At 72.9% G+C, this 17,774-nt stretch carries 14 protein-coding genes; 11 read left to right on the top strand and 3 right to left on the bottom strand.

All coding sequences use genetic code 11. The annotated features are described in order from the left end of the window. Positions 1-154: 154 nt before the first annotated feature. Positions 155-559 (top strand): hypothetical protein, encoded by a 405-nt coding sequence (locus O7634_RS27325; RefSeq protein WP_278152988.1) that lies wholly within the window; start codon positions 155-157, stop codon positions 557-559. 150 nt (positions 560-709) lie between these two features. On the opposite strand, the gene O7634_RS27330 is transcribed toward O7634_RS27325, so the two are convergent. From O7634_RS27330 to O7634_RS27340, 3 genes are all read right to left on the bottom strand, one after another. Next, entirely contained in the window at positions 710-1,561 is an 852-nt protein-coding gene (locus O7634_RS27330; RefSeq protein ID WP_278152989.1) for an alpha/beta hydrolase, read from the bottom strand. Positions 1,562-1,768: 207 nt separating this feature from the next. After that, positions 1,769-4,156: a discoidin domain-containing protein gene (locus tag O7634_RS27335; protein ID WP_278152990.1), complete on the bottom strand. Its 2,388-nt coding sequence runs from the start codon at positions 4,154-4,156 to the stop codon at positions 1,769-1,771. A 126-nt stretch (positions 4,157-4,282) separates the two neighbouring features. Then, the gene (locus O7634_RS27340; protein ID WP_278152991.1) at positions 4,283-5,335 is read right to left on the bottom strand and encodes an NAD-dependent epimerase/dehydratase family protein; all 1,053 of its coding nucleotides are present in this window, start codon (positions 5,333-5,335) and stop codon (positions 4,283-4,285) included. Positions 5,336-5,579: 244 nt separating this feature from the next. Here O7634_RS27340 and O7634_RS27345 point away from each other — a divergent pair, with 244 nt between their 5' ends. Genes O7634_RS27345 through O7634_RS27390 form a run of 10 tightly spaced genes read left to right on the top strand, consistent with a single transcriptional unit; the run spans position 5,580 to position 17,760 of the window. Further along, on the top strand, positions 5,580-6,647 hold the full coding sequence (locus O7634_RS27345; RefSeq protein ID WP_278152992.1) for a sugar transferase: 1,068 nt from the start codon (positions 5,580-5,582) through the stop codon (positions 6,645-6,647). Beyond that, positions 6,640-8,205: an oligosaccharide flippase family protein gene (locus O7634_RS27350; RefSeq protein ID WP_278152993.1), complete on the top strand. Its 1,566-nt coding sequence runs from the start codon at positions 6,640-6,642 to the stop codon at positions 8,203-8,205. The genes O7634_RS27345 and O7634_RS27350 overlap by 8 nt, the downstream gene beginning before the upstream one ends. Further along, on the top strand, positions 8,202-9,050 hold the full coding sequence (locus O7634_RS27355; RefSeq protein WP_278152994.1) for a class I SAM-dependent methyltransferase: 849 nt from the start codon (positions 8,202-8,204) through the stop codon (positions 9,048-9,050). Before O7634_RS27350 ends, O7634_RS27355 begins: the two co-directional genes overlap by 4 nt. Continuing rightward, positions 9,050-9,901, top strand: coding sequence for a class I SAM-dependent methyltransferase (locus tag O7634_RS27360; protein ID WP_278152995.1), 852 nt, complete (start codon positions 9,050-9,052; stop codon positions 9,899-9,901). Before O7634_RS27355 ends, O7634_RS27360 begins: the two co-directional genes overlap by 1 nt. Further along, the gene (locus tag O7634_RS27365) at positions 9,901-11,208 is read left to right on the top strand and encodes a glycosyltransferase family 2 protein (RefSeq protein WP_278152996.1); all 1,308 of its coding nucleotides are present in this window, start codon (positions 9,901-9,903) and stop codon (positions 11,206-11,208) included. Before O7634_RS27360 ends, O7634_RS27365 begins: the two co-directional genes overlap by 1 nt. Further along, positions 11,201-12,361: a glycosyltransferase gene (locus O7634_RS27370; RefSeq protein ID WP_278152997.1), complete on the top strand. Its 1,161-nt coding sequence runs from the start codon at positions 11,201-11,203 to the stop codon at positions 12,359-12,361. Before O7634_RS27365 ends, O7634_RS27370 begins: the two co-directional genes overlap by 8 nt. Further along, a complete protein-coding gene (locus tag O7634_RS27375) occupies positions 12,358-13,671 on the top strand; it encodes an O-antigen ligase family protein (protein WP_278152998.1) in 1,314 nt (437 codons plus the stop codon). The genes O7634_RS27370 and O7634_RS27375 overlap by 4 nt, the downstream gene beginning before the upstream one ends. Further along, positions 13,668-14,615 (top strand): glycosyltransferase family 2 protein, encoded by a 948-nt coding sequence (locus O7634_RS27380; RefSeq protein WP_278152999.1) that lies wholly within the window; start codon positions 13,668-13,670, stop codon positions 14,613-14,615. The genes O7634_RS27375 and O7634_RS27380 overlap by 4 nt, the downstream gene beginning before the upstream one ends. Further along, positions 14,615-15,814 carry a glycosyltransferase family 4 protein gene (locus O7634_RS27385; protein WP_278153000.1) on the top strand — a complete coding sequence of 400 codons (1,200 nt, stop codon included), beginning with the start codon at positions 14,615-14,617 and terminating at the stop codon, positions 15,812-15,814. The genes O7634_RS27380 and O7634_RS27385 overlap by 1 nt, the downstream gene beginning before the upstream one ends. Further along, a complete protein-coding gene (locus tag O7634_RS27390) occupies positions 15,814-17,760 on the top strand; it encodes a hypothetical protein (protein ID WP_278153001.1) in 1,947 nt (648 codons plus the stop codon). Before O7634_RS27385 ends, O7634_RS27390 begins: the two co-directional genes overlap by 1 nt. The last annotated feature ends 14 nt before the right edge of the window (positions 17,761-17,774 follow it).

Genomic DNA, 17,774 nt, shown 5'->3' on the forward strand with positions numbered 1-17,774 from the left:
CCGCCGACGGGGCGACCCGGGACTCCACCATCCCGGCCCGCGCAACGGGCAACCGGCGGTGTCGGGTCGGATGCGGACCGCACCGCCCACCGCTGAGCAGACCGTAGAGGATCGTGACCGGCCGGGGCAACCGTGCTGATGCGACGATCACGTCATGACGGCGACGACTGGTACGCGCGCACTGCCCGGTGTCCTGTTCCTGGCGGCGGCCACGGTCGGGGCGTGGGTGCTCTGGCTGGGCTGGGACACCGAGTACACGGTCGACGCGGAGACCGGCGCGAGCAGTGGCCCGTACCAGGCGTGGCAGGTGATCGGCTGTGTGCTGACGCTGGTGGCGCTGGCCGCCCTCGCCGGAACCCGGCTGAGCCCCTGGCTGGTCGCGCCGGTGATGACAGTGGCGTTCACGGCGGCGTGGTCCTGGCGGGCCGCGTCGACCGACGACAGCGGGCTGTGGGTGATCGGCGGGATTCTGGTGCTGGTCGGGATGGCGGCCGGCAGCTTCCTGGTCAGCCTCGCGGGGCGGCGGCTCGGTCGACGGGTGGCCGACCGAGCCGCCTGACCGACGCCGGCGACCTCGGTGTGTCTGCCCACGAGCGCGGTGCCGTCCCGCTGGGCGTGACCGACGCTGACACCCGGCCCCGGTGCGAACCGTGGGCCGGGTGCCGCTGCGCCCTCGCGGCGCTGGTGTCCGATCGGCTACCGGGCAGGGTCAGGCGCGAGCCTTCGCCGGCTGCTTCATGAAGTCCATGATCGCCTTGTTGATGTCGTTGGCGTTGGTCCACGGCAGACCGTGCGGCGCGCCCTTGAGCGTGATGAGCTGCGAGGTCGGCATCATCGGCGCGAGCCGCTGGCCGGTCACCGGGTAGGGCAGCACGTTGTCCTTGTCGCCCTGCACGATCAGGATCGGCACGTCGACCTTCGGCAGGTCCGGGCGGAAGTCCTCGAGCCAGGCGTCCACGGAGTCGTGGGTGGCCTTGGCGGAGGCCATCGCGCCGATCTGCCAGTGCGCCCGGTACGCCTCCTCGCTGACCAGCTTGCCCTTGTTCTCGCTGTAGTTGAAGAACGCGTCGCAGAACTGGGTCAGGTAGGCGAACCGGTCCTTGATGATGGCGTCCTGGAACCCCTTGAACAGGCTGAGGTCGACGCCCTCCGGGTTGTCCTTGGCCTTGCCCAGCATCGGCTCCAGCGGGCTCAGCAGCACACCCCGGCTCACCCGCCGCGAGCCGTAGTTGGCCAGGTAACGCACGACCTCACCGGTGCCCATCGAGTGACCGACAAGGGTCACGTCGGTCAGGTCCAGCTCCGTCATCAGCACGTCCAGATCGGCGGCGAACGTGTTGTAGTCGTACCCGAACGCCGGCTGGGCGGAGTTGCCGTATCCGCGCCGGTCGTAGGTGATCGTCCGGTATCCGGCGTTGAGCAGCGCGGTGGTCGTCTTCTCCCAGGTCGCCCCGTTGAACGGGAAGCCGTGGATCAGCACCACCGGCTTACCGGAACCGTGATCCTCGTAGTACAGGTCGATGGGCGCGGAGTTCTCCGTCCCCACGGTGATGAAAGGCATGTTTGTCTCCCTGCTCCGCTCTCGGGCTGTCGGACGTCAGCGCTTTCCCACCCGCCCGCCGGATATGCGGACCACCGCAGGCCCGCGACCGCCCGGCCCGCCCGGCCGCCGAGATCAACACGAGTTCACGGAAGTCGGGGCATCAATCGCGCTCGGATGCCCCGGCTTCCATGAAAGCGAGTTGATCATGTGACGGTGAGCGGCGGGTCAGCTCTGGTAGACCTCCAGTGCGGACATTTGGCCGGCGGGCCAGCCGGTGTTGCCGGTGACCGTGACGCGCACGTAGCGCGCCTGCGCGGCGGTGAGCGCGAGGCTCACCTGGTTGCCGGTGGCCGGGTCGAACGTCCGCCCCGCCGAGCCGACGAGGGTGCCGAAGCTCGACCCGTCGGTGCTGCCCAGCACCGACAGCGTCTGCGTGCGAGCGCCCCAGGCGCTGGACGGCGGCAGCTTCAGCACCACCCGGCCGACAGCGCGCGAGGACCCCAGGTCGACCTGGACCCACTGCGGGAACGCGTTGTTGGCGCTCTCCCAGTAGCTGTTCGCGTCACCGTCGACCACGTTGCCGGAGGCGTAGCTCTGCACATGGCTGCTCGCGCTGGTCGACCGCCCCCGGGCCAGGTCGGTGTTGGCCGCCGCGTCGGTGGTGGCGGTGACCGCGTTGGACGCGCCGGAGGTGTTGCCGGCGGCGTCGCGGGCGACGACCGTGAAGGTGTACGCGGTGGACGGGTTCAGCCCGCCCACCGTCGCCGTGGTGCCGGTGACGGTGGCGACCACGGTGCCACCCTGGCGCACCTGGTAGCCGGTGACCCCGGTGTCGTCGGTGGACGCCGTCCAGGACAGGGACACACTCGTCGACGTCCTACCGGTCACGGTGAGGCCGCTCGGCGCGGTCGGCGGGTTGTCCGGGACGGTGCTTCCCGCGTACACCTCGACCTTGGCGAGCTGGCCCGCCGGCCAGCCGGTGTTGCCGGCGATGCTCAGCCGGATGTGGCGGGCCGTGCTGGTCGTCAGCGTGCGGGTCACGGTGTTGCCGGTCGCCGGGTCGAAGACGAACGGCGAGGCCCCGGCGATTGTCGAGAAGGAGCTGCCGTCGACGCTGCCCAGCACGGTGATGGTCTGGGTACGCGCGCCCCAGCCGGCGGGCAGCCGCAGCACGAGCTTGTTGACCAGGTGGCTGGCGCCGAGGTCGACCTGCCACCAGTGCGGGAACGCGCCGCCGCCGCTCTCCCAGTAGCTGCCGGCGTCGGAGTCCACCGCGTTCGAGGCCGCGAACGGGCCGTTCTGGCTGCTGGCCGAGGTGGACCGGCCGGCCGCGAGGTCGCCGCCGGTCGGGGGTGGGGTGCCGAGGGTGGGCGGGGTGGGTCGTGTCGCGGTGAGGGCGAGCTGGCCCTTGAGCATCCGGCCGCCGTCGGCGGTGATCCGCAGGTAGTAGTCGGCGGAGCAGGCCACGCCGTCCTCGTCGAGCGCCCGGATGTTCGCCCCGGCCGGGGTGGTGGCCTGCGTCTCGGAGGTCTTGGCGATCTGGTTGCCCTCGTTGTACTCGTCGAACATGGACACGTAGAGGCCCTGCGAGCCGAGCCTGACCATGTTGTAGATGTGCCGCCAGTAGAAGTCACCGTGCCTGCGGTGCCCGCCGGCCAGGTCGCCGGGCATCACGCAGGGCAGGTAGTCGATGCCGCGCGCCGCGCAGTCGGCCATGTCGCCGACGTTGACGTTCGTGTAGTACGAGTCCAACTCCTCGACGGTCCGGGCCCGGTAGACCATCCACGGCGAGATCGCGTGGAACGCGTGGTAGACGTCGAGGAAGCCGGGGCGGGAGTCCTCGATGCCCTGCCGCCACCAGGTGGGCACGCCGCCGATGACGTAGCAGCCCTGCGCCTTGAACCAGTTGATGACCTCCAGGCACGGCCCGGGGGTGAAGGGCCGGCTCGGCTCGCTGAAGCCGAACCCCCAGATGCAGACGACCGGCTTGCCGTTCTGCCGGGCGTACGCGGACGACGCCACGTGCGCGGACATCTTCGTCGTCCAGTCGGTCTTGATCTCCGACTGGAAGCTCAACCAGTCGGTGACGTCGTACATGATGTAGAACTTGCGGTTGAAGCGCTCGGCGGCGGAGCGCACCTTCTGGGCCATCGCGTCGCGGGTCGGGCCCTCGTCGCCCATCGGGTTGAACCGTTGCAGGGCTGCGGTGTCGCACCCATACTCCTGCATCCACCGGAAGTGGGTGTCGACCGTCTGCTGGTCGTAGGAGGAGAAGAGGGTGGCCGGCTGGCCGTTGCCGAGGTTGGGGTACGCGGTGGGGTAGCTGCGGGTGTACTCGCGCATGTCCGGCCAGGACACGATGGTGGTGTTGGCCGGCGACGGGGGCTGGAACCGGTCCCGGCTCCAGTGCCACCACCCGCCGATCGGCGCCCCGTCGCCGGGCGCGCTGAACCAGCCCTGGTAGCCCACCGTCACCTTGCCGACCACATCCCCGGGAGGGCTGGCGGCGTGCGCGGGGCTGCCCAGCGTGGTGAGCAGTTCGGTGGTGGAGGCGGTGGCGAGGGCGGACCCGGCCAGCACCGACGTGACGAACCTGCGGCGGGAGACCGCCATGACGACCACTCCTTCGGGACGGAAGGCATTGACGGTCATCGTGGCAGCAGTGGATAGCGGACCGCAAGAGTCGGACTGATCGATGAAATCTGCGATCAGATGACGGGAATTACGCGCGGAAGGGCGTCAACGACTCAGCGCGCCCTCCAGCGCCCGCGCCGGCGACAGGATCTGGCCACCGGCCCGGCGGCGGCGGGCGTCGCGCACCGTCATCCGTACGCCCTCGGTGAAGCCCACCTTCGGATACCAGCCGAGCAGCTCCCGCGCCTTGCGGATGTCCAGCGCCATGTGCCGGATCTCGCCGGGCCAGGGCAGCGGCTCGTACCGCGCCGCGGTGCCGACGCCGGACGCCTCCCGGACGGTGTCGTACACCTCGTTGACGCTCGTCTGCCGACCGGAGCCGATGTTGACCATTCCCACCCCGTTGTGGTGGCAGGCCACCGCCACCGCCTCGGCGACGTCGCTGACGTGAACGAAGTCGCGGGTCTGCGTGCCGTCGTCGTGAATGACCACCTGGCGACCGGCGAGCAGCGCGTCGGCCATCAGGGACACCACGCCACAGTCGCCACCCTCCTGCCGCGGCCCATAGACGTTGCCGAACACCATCGAGGTGTACGACAGACCGTGCTGGCGGCCGTACCAGTCCAGGTAGTGCACGCCGACGGCCTTGCTGATGCCGTACGGGCTCACCGGGGAGATCGGGTGGTCCTCGCGCACCGGCAGCTCGTGGGCGGCGACACCGCCGAAGATGGCGCTGCTGGCCGCGTTGAGCACCAGCCGCACACCGCTGCGGACGCAGGCGTCCAACACGTTGACGGTGCCGAAGACGTTGACGTCGGCGTCGTACAGGGGTGACCGGCGGGCCGCGGGCACGCTCGGCTGCGCGGCGAGGTGCACCACCACGTCCGGCTGCCACTGGTGGATGACCTCGACACCCTCCGGCGTACGGATGTCGCCCGAGACGACGTCCGCCTCGGTCAGGCCGCCGTACGCCGCGTCGGCCAGGTTCTCGATCCGGCCGGTGGAGAAGTTGTCGAGCACCCGCACCTGGGTGCCCATCAGCATCAGTCGGGCGACCACGTGGCTGCCGACGAAACCGGCGCCTCCGGTCACCAGGACGCGCCGGGGCATGAGGTCTGTCGGCGGCGCCGCGCCGGCGGCAGGTACTGGCAGGTCCATGTGGCCTCCTTGGAACGACCGGACTGTCGGCCCGCCGTGGCATCCAGACGGCCGGGCCCGACGGTAACCCACCAAACGCCACCTAATTGGACTTTTCGCTCAACGCGACGTGGAGTTACGAGAGGTTCGCTGCCTTAAGTCCCATTTTAACCGATATGGGGCTGTTGGGGTGTTTGGGGTGATTAACGTACTCCCGGGCTGCTCGCCCGCATGCCCGCACCTGACGGAGGAGGAGGTCCGCGCGTTGCGAGAGACACCGGGTCCCATCACCGCGGGCGCGGTTCCCCCACCGGACCCCGCCAGCGCCGCCGACGTCAACACGACGCCGAGGCAGGCGCGACCGGTGCCGGACATCCCGCCGGGGCTACCGGACTTCCTCGCCGTACGCCAACGGCCCAGCCGGTCGCACCCGCAGGGCCGGCGGGCACGTGTCGTCGTGCTCGAACCGAACGACACCGGCACCGTGCCGGATCGGCTCGCGGAAGAGTTCGAGGTGGTCGCCCGGCTCCCGGTGCCGGCCTGCGCGGAGGACTTCACCCGGCTGCTGGCCCGCGTCCGCCCCCGGCTGCTGCTGCTCAAGCACTCGCTGGAGAGCGTCGACGACCGCATCATCACCGGCTGCCTCAGCGCCGGCGTCGAGATCCTGGTGCTGGCGCGGCCCGTCTACGGCCTGCTGCGGGCGCCCGCCATGGCCCGCTTCGGTGGGCTGCCCTGGATCCGGCTCCGGTCCGCCGCCCGACCACGGGGCGAGCGGCTGAAGAGGCTCTTCGACCTCAGCATGATCCTGCTCAGCGCGGCGGTGGTGATCCCGCTGATCGCGGTGATCGCCGCCGTCGTGTCGTTCACCGGTCCACCGTTCTACCTCCAGGACCGGGTCGGGGCGGGCGGCCGGCTGTTCCGGGTGGTCAAGTTCCGGACCATGCGGGTCGGCGCCGAACAGGCCACCGGTCCGGTCCTGGCCCGTCCGGACGATGTCCGGATCACCCGCGTCGGGCGCTGGCTGCGACGCTCCCGGTTGGACGAGCTGCCCCAGTTGTGGAACGTGGTGCGCGGCGACATGAGCCTGGTCGGCCCCCGCCCGGAGCGCCCCGAGTTCATCGCCGGCTTCGACCGGCTGCCGCACTACGACCTGCGGCACCTGATCCGGCCCGGACTGACCGGCATCGCCCAGCTCACCGGCGGTTACGCCGCCACCGTCGAGGACAAGCTCCGCTGCGACCTGCTCTACCTCAACTGCCGCTCGATGCGGGTCGACCTGGCCCTGCTGCTGCTCACCGTCGTCGAGCTGTTCCGAGGTTTCCCCCGTGGGTAGTGCCGCCACCGCTGTCGAGACCCGGGTCACCCGCAACACCGCCAGCATGCTCGCCGCACGGGTGATCATGGCGGTGGCCGGGTTGGTCTCGGTGCCTGTCGTCTACCAGGGTCTGGGGCCCCGGGAGTTCGGCATCTGGGTCGTGCTGACCGGCCTGCTGGCGATGGCCGCACTGATCGACCTCGGGCTCGGCTCCGCGCTGGTCCGCGAGGTGGCCCGGGCCGAGAACGCGGCCGACCGGGATCTGGTGCGGCGCCTGCTCGGGCTCGGGCTCGGCTGGGCCGGACTGCTGGGCCTGCTCACGGTCTCGGCGCTCGGCGCGTGCTGGCCGTGGCTCGCCGGGCTGCTACGCCTCGGCGACCGGGCCGACGAGGCATGGCACGCCACCCTATGGCTGGTCGTCGGGCTGGTGGCCGGCGGCGTCGAGTTGCCGTGGCGGGCCGTGCTCGAAGGCGGTCAGCGGTACGGCTCACTCGCCGCGATCAGCGCCGGCACCGCGATTCTCGGGGCCGCGCTGGCCATCGTGGTGGTACGCCTCGGCGGCGGCCTGGTGGCGCTGGCCGCCTGCGCCGCGGCCACCGGGGCGATCCGTACGCTGCTGCTTGCCGCGACCACCCACCGCCGGTGCCCGGACCTCTCCCCCCGCTGGGGCCGGACGGACCTGGGCGACATCCGCCGGATCGGCGGCTACGGCCTGCGGGTGCAGGTCTCCAGTGGCGCCGGCATGGTCAACGTGGAGCTGGACAGGCTGGTCCTCGGTGGGGCCTTCGGGCCCGCCGTCGCCGGCGGCTTCGACCTCGGCACCCGCCTGCTCAACCTGCTCCGCCTCCCCCCGGGCTTCGCGCTCATCGTGCTGTTCCCCGCCGCCGTCGCCCGCACCGTGGCCCGGGGCAACGGTTGGCTGGACCGGTTCTACCTGACCACCACCCGCTACCTGGCGCTGTTCCTCGCCCCGGCCACCGCTGCCCTGATGGTCAGCGCCGACCCGCTGGTCCGACTCTGGCTGGGTCACCAGGTGCCGTGGGCCGCGGCGAACATCGTGATCCTCGCGCCCGCGTACGCCCTCAACCTGATCACCGGGGCGGCGACGATCGTGGCGCGCGCCGAGGGCCGCCCCGGGCTGGAGACGCGCTACGTGCTGCTCTCCGTCGTGCTCAACCTGGCCCTCACCGTGCCGATGCTGCTGCTCTGCGGGCCGCTCGGCGTACCACTCTCGACAGCGCTGGCGGTGGTGCTCAGCACCGGCTACTTCCTGGCGTACTTCCACACCGCCACGGCCCGGCCGCTGACCCCGCTGGTCCGGGCGAGCTGGCCGCCGCTCGCGGCGGCGGTCGCGGCCGGGGTGGTCACGGCGGCGGCCAGCCGGTACCTGCCGGACGGGCCGGGACGGCTGGATGCCGCCCTCGCCGTGACCAGCCGGGCCGGCCTGACGGTGCTCGTGGCCGGCACGCTGCTGGCTGTCGGCGGGCATCTGGGGGCGAGCGACCGGATGCGGCTGCACCGGTTGCTGCGCGCGCCGGCGACGGTGCTCTCACCGACCGGAGGTGCCCGGCGATGAGCGTCGATCACCGCACCACGCACTGCCTCGTGTGCGGGCCCCGGCCGGCCCACCGGCCGCGACTCGGCGGGCTGCTGCGCCGCTGCGACGGCTGCGGTTTCACCTGGACGACCCAGGAACAGGCAGAGGAGGACGGTCGCTACGACGAGGACTACTTCGCCGCCGGTGGCTACGACGACTACTTCCGGTCCGCGCCCCGCCGGTTCGAGGCCGGGCGGCGGTTGCGGTGGCTGCTGTCCACCGTCCGCCCCACCACACTGCTCGAAGCCGGCTGCGCCGGCGGCTACTTCCTCGAAGCCGCCCACCACGCCGGCATCACCGCCACCGGCATCGAAGTCAGCCACGCCGCCGCCACCTTCGCCCGCGACCACCTCAACATGCCCGTGCACCAGGGCTACTTCGAAACCGTCGCACCCACCCTCACCGCCGACACCATCTGCGCCTTCCACGTCCTCGAACACGTCGAAGACCCCCGCGCCTTCCTGCACGCCGCCCACACCACCCTCACCCCCGGCGGCTGGCTCGCCCTCGAAGTCCCCAACATCGCCTCCGCCGCCGCCCACCGACTCGGCGTCACCTGGCCGGGTCTGCAACCGCGCTACCACCGTTGGCACTTCACCCCCGGCAGCCTGGCCCGGCTGGTGACCGACGCCGGCTTCGAGGTGGTCCGGCAGGACACCGCCGTCTTCCGCTACTACATGCCGCTCGGCTACCGACTGCGGCACGCCCGACACCTCCTGCCCGCCGACCTGATCGGGCTCCGCTCACCGCGGTTGACCCACCCACGGCGCGGCGACCTACTCCGGGTGATCGCCCGGGTAGCCCGAACCGGACGGAGCACCTGATGAAACTCGACGAGATCGAGCTGGTCCGCTGCCAGCTCTGCGGTCGTGCCGGCGGGCACTCGCCGACCCTCGGCGACCTGCTGTGGAGCTGCCCGGACTGTGGCTTCGTCTGGACCGCCGGCAGCGCCCCGGCACCGGAGGAGCTGTACGACGAGGCGTACTACACCACCGACGGCTACCAGGACTACTTCGCCTCGGCGGGGCAACGCCGGTTCGAGGCCAAGCGGCGGTTGCGGTGGCTGCTGTCCACCGTCCGCCCCACCACACTGCTCGAAGCCGGCTGCGCCGGCGGCTACTTCCTCGAAGCCGCCCACCACGCCGGCATCACCGCCACCGGCATCGAAGTCAGCCACGCCGCCGCCACCTTCGCCCGCGACCACCTCAACATGCCCGTGCACCAGGGCTACTTCGAAACCGTCGCACCCACCCTCACCGCCGACACCATCTGCGCCTTCCACGTCCTCGAACACGTCGAAGACCCCCGCGCCTTCCTGCACGCCGCCCACACCACCCTCACCCCCGGCGGCTGGCTCGCCCTCGAAGTCCCCAACATCGCCTCCGCCGCCGCCCACCGACTCGGCGTCACCTGGCCGGCGATCGCCCCCGAATACCACCGCTGGCACTTCACCCCGCAGACGCTCAGCCGCATGCTCGTCGAGTCCGGCTTCCGGGTGATCTCGCACGACACGGTCTTCTCCCGGTTCTACTGGCGTCCGGCGGCGCGGCTGCGCAACGCGCGCGACCTGCTGGTGGCCGACCTGGCCGCCAGCGGCTCACCCCGGATGACCCACCCCCGGCTCGGCGACCTGCTGCGGGTCTTCGCCCGCCGCGACGACCGGGCCGTGTCGTGATGGGCGCTCCGCTGCTGTCGGTGCTGCTGGTCAGCTGGAACACCCGCGAGCAGACCCGGCAGTGCCTGGAGTCGCTCGCCGCGACCGCCGACCCGGACCTGGAGTACGAGGTGGTGGCCGTGGACAACGGCTCGTCCGACGGTTCGGCCGACATGCTCGCCGACCAACCCCGGGTCCGGCTGATCCGCAACCACCACAACACCGGCTTCGCCGCCGCGGTGAACCAGGCGTACCGCCGGGCGAACGGGGAGCTGATCCTCCTGCTCAACAGCGACGTCCGGTTCCACCCGGGCGCGCTGAACCGGATGGTCGGCCACCTGCGGGAGCGGCCGGACGTCGCCGGGGTCAGCCCGCTCTACCTGAACCCGGACGGCACCTTCCAGCAGCACTACGTGCAACAGCCGAACTTCGCCGCCACCATCGCGCTGGTCACCGCGCTGCGCCGGCTGCCCGTGTTCCGCCAGGCGCTGCACCGGTTCCAGATGCGCGGCGCGGACTTCAGCCGCCCCCGCCGGCTCGCCTCCGGCAGCTGCATGCTGCTGCGGCGCAGCGTGCTCGGCCAGCAGACCATCTTCGACGAGACCTTCCCCGTCTACTGGAACGACGCGATCCTCGCCCGCCAGCTCGACCAGGCCGGGCACGAGCTGTGGATGATCCCGGACGCGGTGGTGACGCACAGTCGGGGCGCGTCCTGCCGGCTGCTCGGGCCGACCATCCGCTACCGACACCTGCTGGGCAGCCTGGTGGGCTACCTGCGGGTCACCCAACCCCGGCACCGGTTGGCGCTGTTCCGGGCCGCCCTGCTCGGTGACCACCTGGTCAAGCGGCTCTTCGGCCGATCCGTACAGCTGGGTCTGGGCGACCTGCTCGCCGCGCTGCGCGGCGACGTCGGCCCGCTGCCCGACGGCGACACCCGCGACTGGGTGGTGCTGTTCAGCCGCACCCGGTGGTCGGTCGACGCGCACTCGGCGGTGCTCGGGCAGTTGACGCCCCGGCAGCGGTTGCTCTTCGTCGACCCGCCGGGGCGGCGGCCCCGGTGGCGGTGCGCGCTGACCCCGATCGGCTCCACCGCCTGGCACGCCGTCGTGCCGACCGCGCTGCCCCTGGGCGACATCGTGCCGCTGGTCAACTGGATCAACCGGCGGATCGCGGCCGGTGTCCTGCGCGGCTGGCTGGACCGGCACGCCGGCGCCCGTCTGCTGCGCCTCGACGACGAGCGCGCCCGCCCGGTGCTCGGCCGCCTCGGCGAGGACGAGGTGCTGCCCGCCGCGGCGACGCGGCCGATGGAACGGTCCGGCCGTGGCTGAGCGCGGCGCTCTCGTCGAGGTGGCGCCCACGCCCGTCGCGTCCACCGACGACCGGCAGTGGGTGGTCGTCCTCAGCGGCACCCCGTGGGCGGGCGGGGCGCACCGGCAGCACGCGCTGGCCCGTGAACTGACAGTCGATCACCGGGTGCTCTTCGTCGACCCGCCCGGACACCGCCCCCGTTGGCGGGTCCGGGTCCGGCAGGTCGCCGACGGCCTGTGGCAGTGCTCCGGACCGGCGCTGCTGCCGTTCGGCAGGCACCTGCCGCCGGCCAACCGGGCCAACCGCTGGTTCGCGGCGCTCCTGCTGCGCCGCTGGTTGCGGCGGCAGGCCGCCACGGTACGACTGCTGTGGCTGGACGAGGACCTGGCCGCGCCGGTCGCCGGCCGGCTGGGCGCGTCCGCCGTCGTCTACGACGCGACCGACCTGGACTGGACGTTCACCCGGCGGTGGAACCGTTGGCACCTGCGCGCGGCGCTGCGCCGCGCGGTCGGCGCCGCCGATCTGGTGCTCGCCTCCTCCGCCGCGCTGCCGGAACGGATGCCCGCCTGCGACCCGGCCCCGGTGGTGCTGCCCAACGGCTGCGACCCGGAGCGTTTCGCCCCGGACGGTCCGGTCGCGCCCTGGCTGCTCGGGCAGCGCCGGCCGGTGATCGGCTACAGCGGGGCGATCGACACCCGGGCCTTCGACGCGGACCTGGTCGCCGAGGTGGCGCGGGCGCACCCCGGATGGACGTTCCTGCTGATCGGCCCGTCCACCCGGACCGGCCGCGCTCCGCTGGCCGGCCTGTCCAACGTGACGGTGCTCGACGCCGTGGCGTTCGCGGACGTGCCGGGCATCCTGCGGGCCTGCGACGTCACCATCATCCCGTACCGGGTCGGCGGTCTGGTCGACTACGTGCACCCGAAGAAGTGCTACGAGTACCTGGCCCTCGGAAAGCCCGTCGTCGCGACGCCGCTGCCGGCGCTGCGGCCGCTGGCCGGCACCATCGCCCTCGCTGGCGACCCGCAGGCGTTCGGCGCGGCGCTGGCCGACGCGCTGGACCGTGCCGACGCGCCCGAGGAGGCGGCCCGCCGCCGGGAGCTGGCCAGCCGCAACAGCTGGTCGGCCCGGGGCGTCCAGCTCCGCACCCTGTTGGCGGGGTTGCCGCGATGAGAGTGCCGATCGTCGCGCCCACGGTGCTGCTCACCGGCGGCGGCCTGGGGGCCGTGGTCACAGTGGTCACCCTGCTGCCCGGACCGGTCGGCCTGGCCGCCAGCGTCGGGGTGCTGAGTTGGGGCGTGTTCCTGCTCTGGCCGTGGACCGTGCTGCCGGTGGGCATCATCGGCGGGGCCGTCGTCGGGGTCCTGCTCAGCGGCGGCGACGTGCGCGGATACATCGCGGTGAAGGTGCTGCTGCTGGCCGCCGGCGGCGCCGCGCTCGCCGTACGGCACTGGTTGCGGGTGGAGACGCCGGGCCGACGTACCGCCGCCGACCTGGGGATGCTCAGCCTGATCGGGGTGACGGTGGTGGCGGCGGCCTACGGCCTGGCCGTCGGGAACCTTCCGGCGGAGGTGCTGGTCGCCGCGTACCAGGTGGCCACGATCCCGGTGTACTTCTTCGTCGCCACCCACACCCTGACCACGCCCCGCCGGATCATCTCCGCCGGCATTCTCTACGTGGCCCTGGCCGGCGTCTTCAGCGCCATCTCGGTGGCCGCGCCGGGGCGGCACGGCGGGCTGATCACCCTCATGGCGATTCCGGCGCTGATCTGGCTCGCCGGGAGGCTGGCGGGGTGGCGGCGGGTCGGCGTCCTGCTGCTCGGTGGGTTCTTCGCCGTCGACGTGCTCCTCGCGTCGTACCGGGGAATCTGGCTCGCGGCGGCGCTCACCGTGCTGATCATGCTGGTCCGCGGCGGCCGCACGGTCCGCGCCGGCCTGGCCGCCACCGCCGCGGCGGCGGTCGCGGTGGCGGCGGTGCTGGCCCTGCAACCGGGGGTACGCGAGCGCGCCGGCGAGGTCACCAAGGGGTTCGAGCAGTCCGCCGGCTACCGGGGGGTCGAGTCCGCCGTCGGCCTGAGCGTCTTCGCCGACCAACCACTCGTCGGCGCCGGGCTCGGGCAGACCACCAGGGACATCTACCTGTCCGGCTTCACGTTCACCGACGTCGGTCCGGTGTACCACGCCTTCTACGTCACGGTGCTCGCCAACCTCGGTCTGGTCGGTCTGCTGTTCGTCCTCTGGCCGATAGTGCGCAGTGTCCGCGTCGGCCTGGGCGACCGGGACGGGATCGCGCTGCCGCTCGCGGCGCTGTCCTGCGGGTTCCTGGCCGCCGCCCTCTTCGCGGCGCCCACCGACGGGCACTGGGAGCTGGGCCTCCTGCCGGCGCTGACACTGCTCACCGCGCACCACGGACGGGCCCGGCGGCGGCGACTCGCGCGGTCCGCGCCGCCGCTCGCCCCGGTCGCGTCGGGAGTCACCGCGTGAGCCCCGCCGACGCCACCGCCATCGTGGTCACGCACAACTCGGCGGGACAGATAGTGGCCAACCTGCACGCGCTGCGCCGGGCGGGGGTACCGGTGCGGCTGGTGGACAACGCCTCCACCGACGGCACCGTCGCGCTCGTGCGGCGCTACTTCCCGGAGGTGACGGTCCTCGCCAGCGCGACGAACAGCGGGTTCGCCAGCGCGGTGAACCGGGCCGCGGCCGGCGTCGACACCGACGTCGTCCTGCTGGTCAACCCGGACTGCGTGGTCGCCCCCGGCACCGTGGCGGAGCTGGTCCGGGTGCTGCGCAGCCGCGACTCGGTGGGCATCGTCGGCCCGCGCCTGATCGACGCGCACGGCCGGGTCGCGATCAGCGCCCACCGGTTCGAGTCGCTGGCGACCGTGCTGGCCAGTCGGTTCGGTGGGGCGTTGGTGCCGGTCGCGCTCCGCCGGCTGTTCGGCGGACGGCAGCGCCGGGCGGCGTACGACGCCTGTGTGCGGGGCGCGCGGCCGGTGACTGTGGACTGGGTGTCCGGCGCCTGCCTGGCGGTACGCCGGGAGGTGCTCGAGGCCGTCGGCGGCCTCGACGAGGGCTACTTCCTGTACTACGAGGACGAGGAGCTGTGCCTCCAGGCCACCCGGCGGGGGGCCGGGGTGCTGTACGTGCCGACCGTGACCGCGGTGCACACCGGCGGCGCGAGCAGCTCCGACCCGACCTGGATCTGGCCCCACCTGTACCGCAGCATGCTGCGGTTCTTCGCCCGCCACCGCGCCGGCACCCTGCGGGCCGTACGCGGAGCGGTGCTGCTGCGCGCGCTGATCGGTATCGGACTGGCCGGGGTGCGGATGCCACTGCAACCCCGGGCCGGGACGGCACGGTTGCGGGCCTGGACCCGCGTCGGCCGGATCGCCGTCAACCCCATCGAGACGAGAGGAGAAGCGTGATGCACGTCCTGACCACTGTCGTCGGCAAGCGCACCGAACACTGGACCGACCTGTTCGACGTCCTGTGTGAGCAGCCCGACGTCACGCTCAGCGTGCTCGCCGCGGACGTGTCCCCGGGAACGCGACGCGAGTTGGCCCGGCTGGCCCGACGGCACCCCCGGCTGCGGTACCACATCGTCGGGCACCTGCTCGGTGAGTCGCTGACCGGGCACATGGCCTCGGTGCTGTTCCGGTTGCCCGGCAACCACGACGTGACCACCGCCCGACCCGACATCCTGCACGTCATCGGGGAGGCGGCGTACCTCACCACCTGGCAGGCCCTGCGGCTGCGGCAGCGGTGCTGGGCCGGGGTGCCCACCACGTTGTACGCCGCGCAGAACGTGGTCACCCGGTTCCCGGTGCCGTTCCCCCGGATCGAGCGGCAGTCGTACCTGTCCGTCAACCACGCCTTCCCGATCACGCCCGCGGCGCTGAACGTGCTGCGGATCAAGGGCTACCGGGGTCCGGCGACGATAGTGCCGCTCGGCGTCGACACCCGGATCTTCCGCCCGCTGCCCACCGAGCCGGCCGCCCACCCCTTCACCGTCGGCTTCGTCGGCCGGTTCGAGCCGCACAAGGGCGTCGTCGACCTGCTGCGCGCGGCCGAGTTGATCGACTGTGACGTGGCGCTGGTCGGCGACGGCAGCCTGACCGGTGAGATCGAGCGCGCCGCCGCGCGCCGGCCCGGCCGGGTGCACCGGCACGGCTGGGCCGGGCACGACGAGTTGCCCGCGCTGCTCAACGCGATGGACGTGCTGGCGATGCCGTCGGTCGAGGTGGTGCAGCGCAACACGGTGCCGTGGATCGGCATCCCGCTGCGCGAGCAGTTCGGCCGGGTGCTGGTGGAGGCGATGGCGTGCGGCGTACCCGTCGTGGGCAGCGACGTCGGCGAGATCCCGTACGTGGTGGGCGAGGCCGGTCTGGTCTTCCCGGCCGGCGACGTCTCCGCGCTGGCCGACCGCCTGGCGCGGCTGCGCGACGATCCCGCTCTCGCCGGTGAGCTGGCCAACCGGGGGCTGCGCCGGGCCGGCGCCGAGTTCGGCTGGGACCGCGTCGCCGACACCCTCTGCACGACCTGGCGTGGGCTGCTGTCCCCGACCGGGTCCACCCGCACACCGCCCGTCGACACCGGGCAACCAACCAGAGAGGCGATCACCTGATGAGCGCGTCGATAGATGTCAAAGGGCTGCTCGGTGTCTCGTGGCGCCGGGTGGGCGTACCACTGCTCGGCCTGTGCGCGGGCCTGGCCGCCGCCCAGGGGGTGACCCAGCTGCTACCGGCCCGGTACGAGGCGGAGGCCTCCGTGCTGGTCAGCGCGGAGCAGACGGCCGACGACCGGCCGGCGGACCTGGCTCTCGCCCAGAACCTCACGCCGACGATCGCCCGGCTGGTCGGGTCCCGGGAGGTCGCGCTCGACGCGGCGCGGGCCCTGGGCCTGCCGGAGAGGGCGGTGCTCGGTCACGTCAGCGGCGAGTACGAGCTCGGTCTCCAGATCATCACCGTGCACGCCAGCGCCGCCACCGGCACGCAGGCCGCCGCGATAGCGAACGCGGCCTCGCGCGCGGTCAGCCAGCAGCTCGGCCGGCTGGACATGGGTGGTTCGACGAGCATCAACGCCCGGGTGCTCGACACCGCCAGCCCACCGGCCCTGCCGGCCTTCCCGAAGCCGCTGCTGAACGGCGTGCTCGGCGCGCTGGCCGGGCTCCTGGCCGGCTGGGGCGCGACGATGCTGCGCGATCGGTTCGACAGTCGCCTGCGCGCCGTCGGCCAGATCGAGGCGCGCCTGGGCCTGCCGGTCGTCGGTGTGCTGCCGAAGTTGCCGCGCCGCTTCGCCCGCCACCACGCCGCCGCGCTGTACGCCCGCACCGACGTCGCCGACGCCGTCCGCGCCGCGATCTCGACGCTCAGTGTGCTCACCGCCCCGCTGCCGCGTCGACGGCTGCTGGTCACCAGCGCCCACGACGACGACGGCAAGGCGTTGGTGACCGCCCTGCTCGGTCTCGGCCTGGCCGACGAGCACTGCCGGGCCACGCTCGTCGACGGGGCGGTGCGCGACCCGGTGCTGTCCGGCCACTTCCCGGAGGCGCCGCACACCTGGCAGCAGGTGTTGACCCAGCAGTGCCCGCCGGTGCGCCTGGCCGACTTCCCCACCCTGACCGTGTTGCCGGCAGAGCCGCGCGAGGGCGCCGACACGGAGGCCCTGCACGAGCTGGGTGGGCTGCTCAACGCCCTCGGCGAGGACGAGGACTGCGTGCTGGTGCACGCGCCGCCGATCCTGGCGGGACGGGAGATCGCGGCGTTCGCGCAGCACGCGGACGGTGTGCTGCTGGTCGTCCGGGCCGGTCGGACGGACCTCGACGACAGCACCCGGGCGGCCCGGCTCGTGCAACGGCTCGGGTTGCCGCTGGCCGGTGTCGTGGTGATCGGCGCGGTGTCCCGGACCGACCACCGGCCGGACGGCGGGCACCCGGCCCCGACGCCGGGCCTGGCCGCTGACACAGTGGTGCTGCCGACCAAGGCGAGCGCCCAGGGCGCGGTCATCCGGGAGCTGGTCAGCGCCCTGATCGAGGACAACTCCGGGACGCCGGGCCGGCACCGCCGGCAGGGTTCCGGCGAGCCGGCCGGAAGGGGCAGGACCGTCGAGGGTACGGCGGTGGAGCGCAAGCCGGTCACGCAGGAGCCGACGGCGCAGCGGCAGGCGGTCCCGGAGCCGGTCGGCGTCGTGCCCGCCGCCGAGGCGCCGGCGCAGCCGACCCGGCTCGAGGACGCGATCACCGAGCAGAACCCGGCGGTGCGGGACGTACCGGAGCCATCCGAGCAGGCGCCGACGCCCGGTGAACCGTCCGCTCCCGCCGCGCCGGTCTGGGGCGCCCCCGCCGTGGTGGGCGCGCTCGGAAGACCGTTGGCCCGACCCGAGCGGACACCGTCGGCGGCCGCCGTACCGGAGCCGTCGCCGGACGCCCCGGCGGCCCCGCTGGCGGACCGCTGGCCGGTATTCGGCCAGGAACTCCTGGCCGCCGGACGCCCGAGCGTGGAACGACCGTCCACCGGATCCATCGTCCTGCGCCGGGCGGTGGCCGTCGGTGACACCGACCGCTGGGCCTGACGGGCCGGCCGGCG

Source organism: Micromonospora sp. WMMD1120 (genome assembly GCF_029626235.1).
Classification (GTDB): domain Bacteria; phylum Actinomycetota; class Actinomycetes; order Mycobacteriales; family Micromonosporaceae; genus Micromonospora.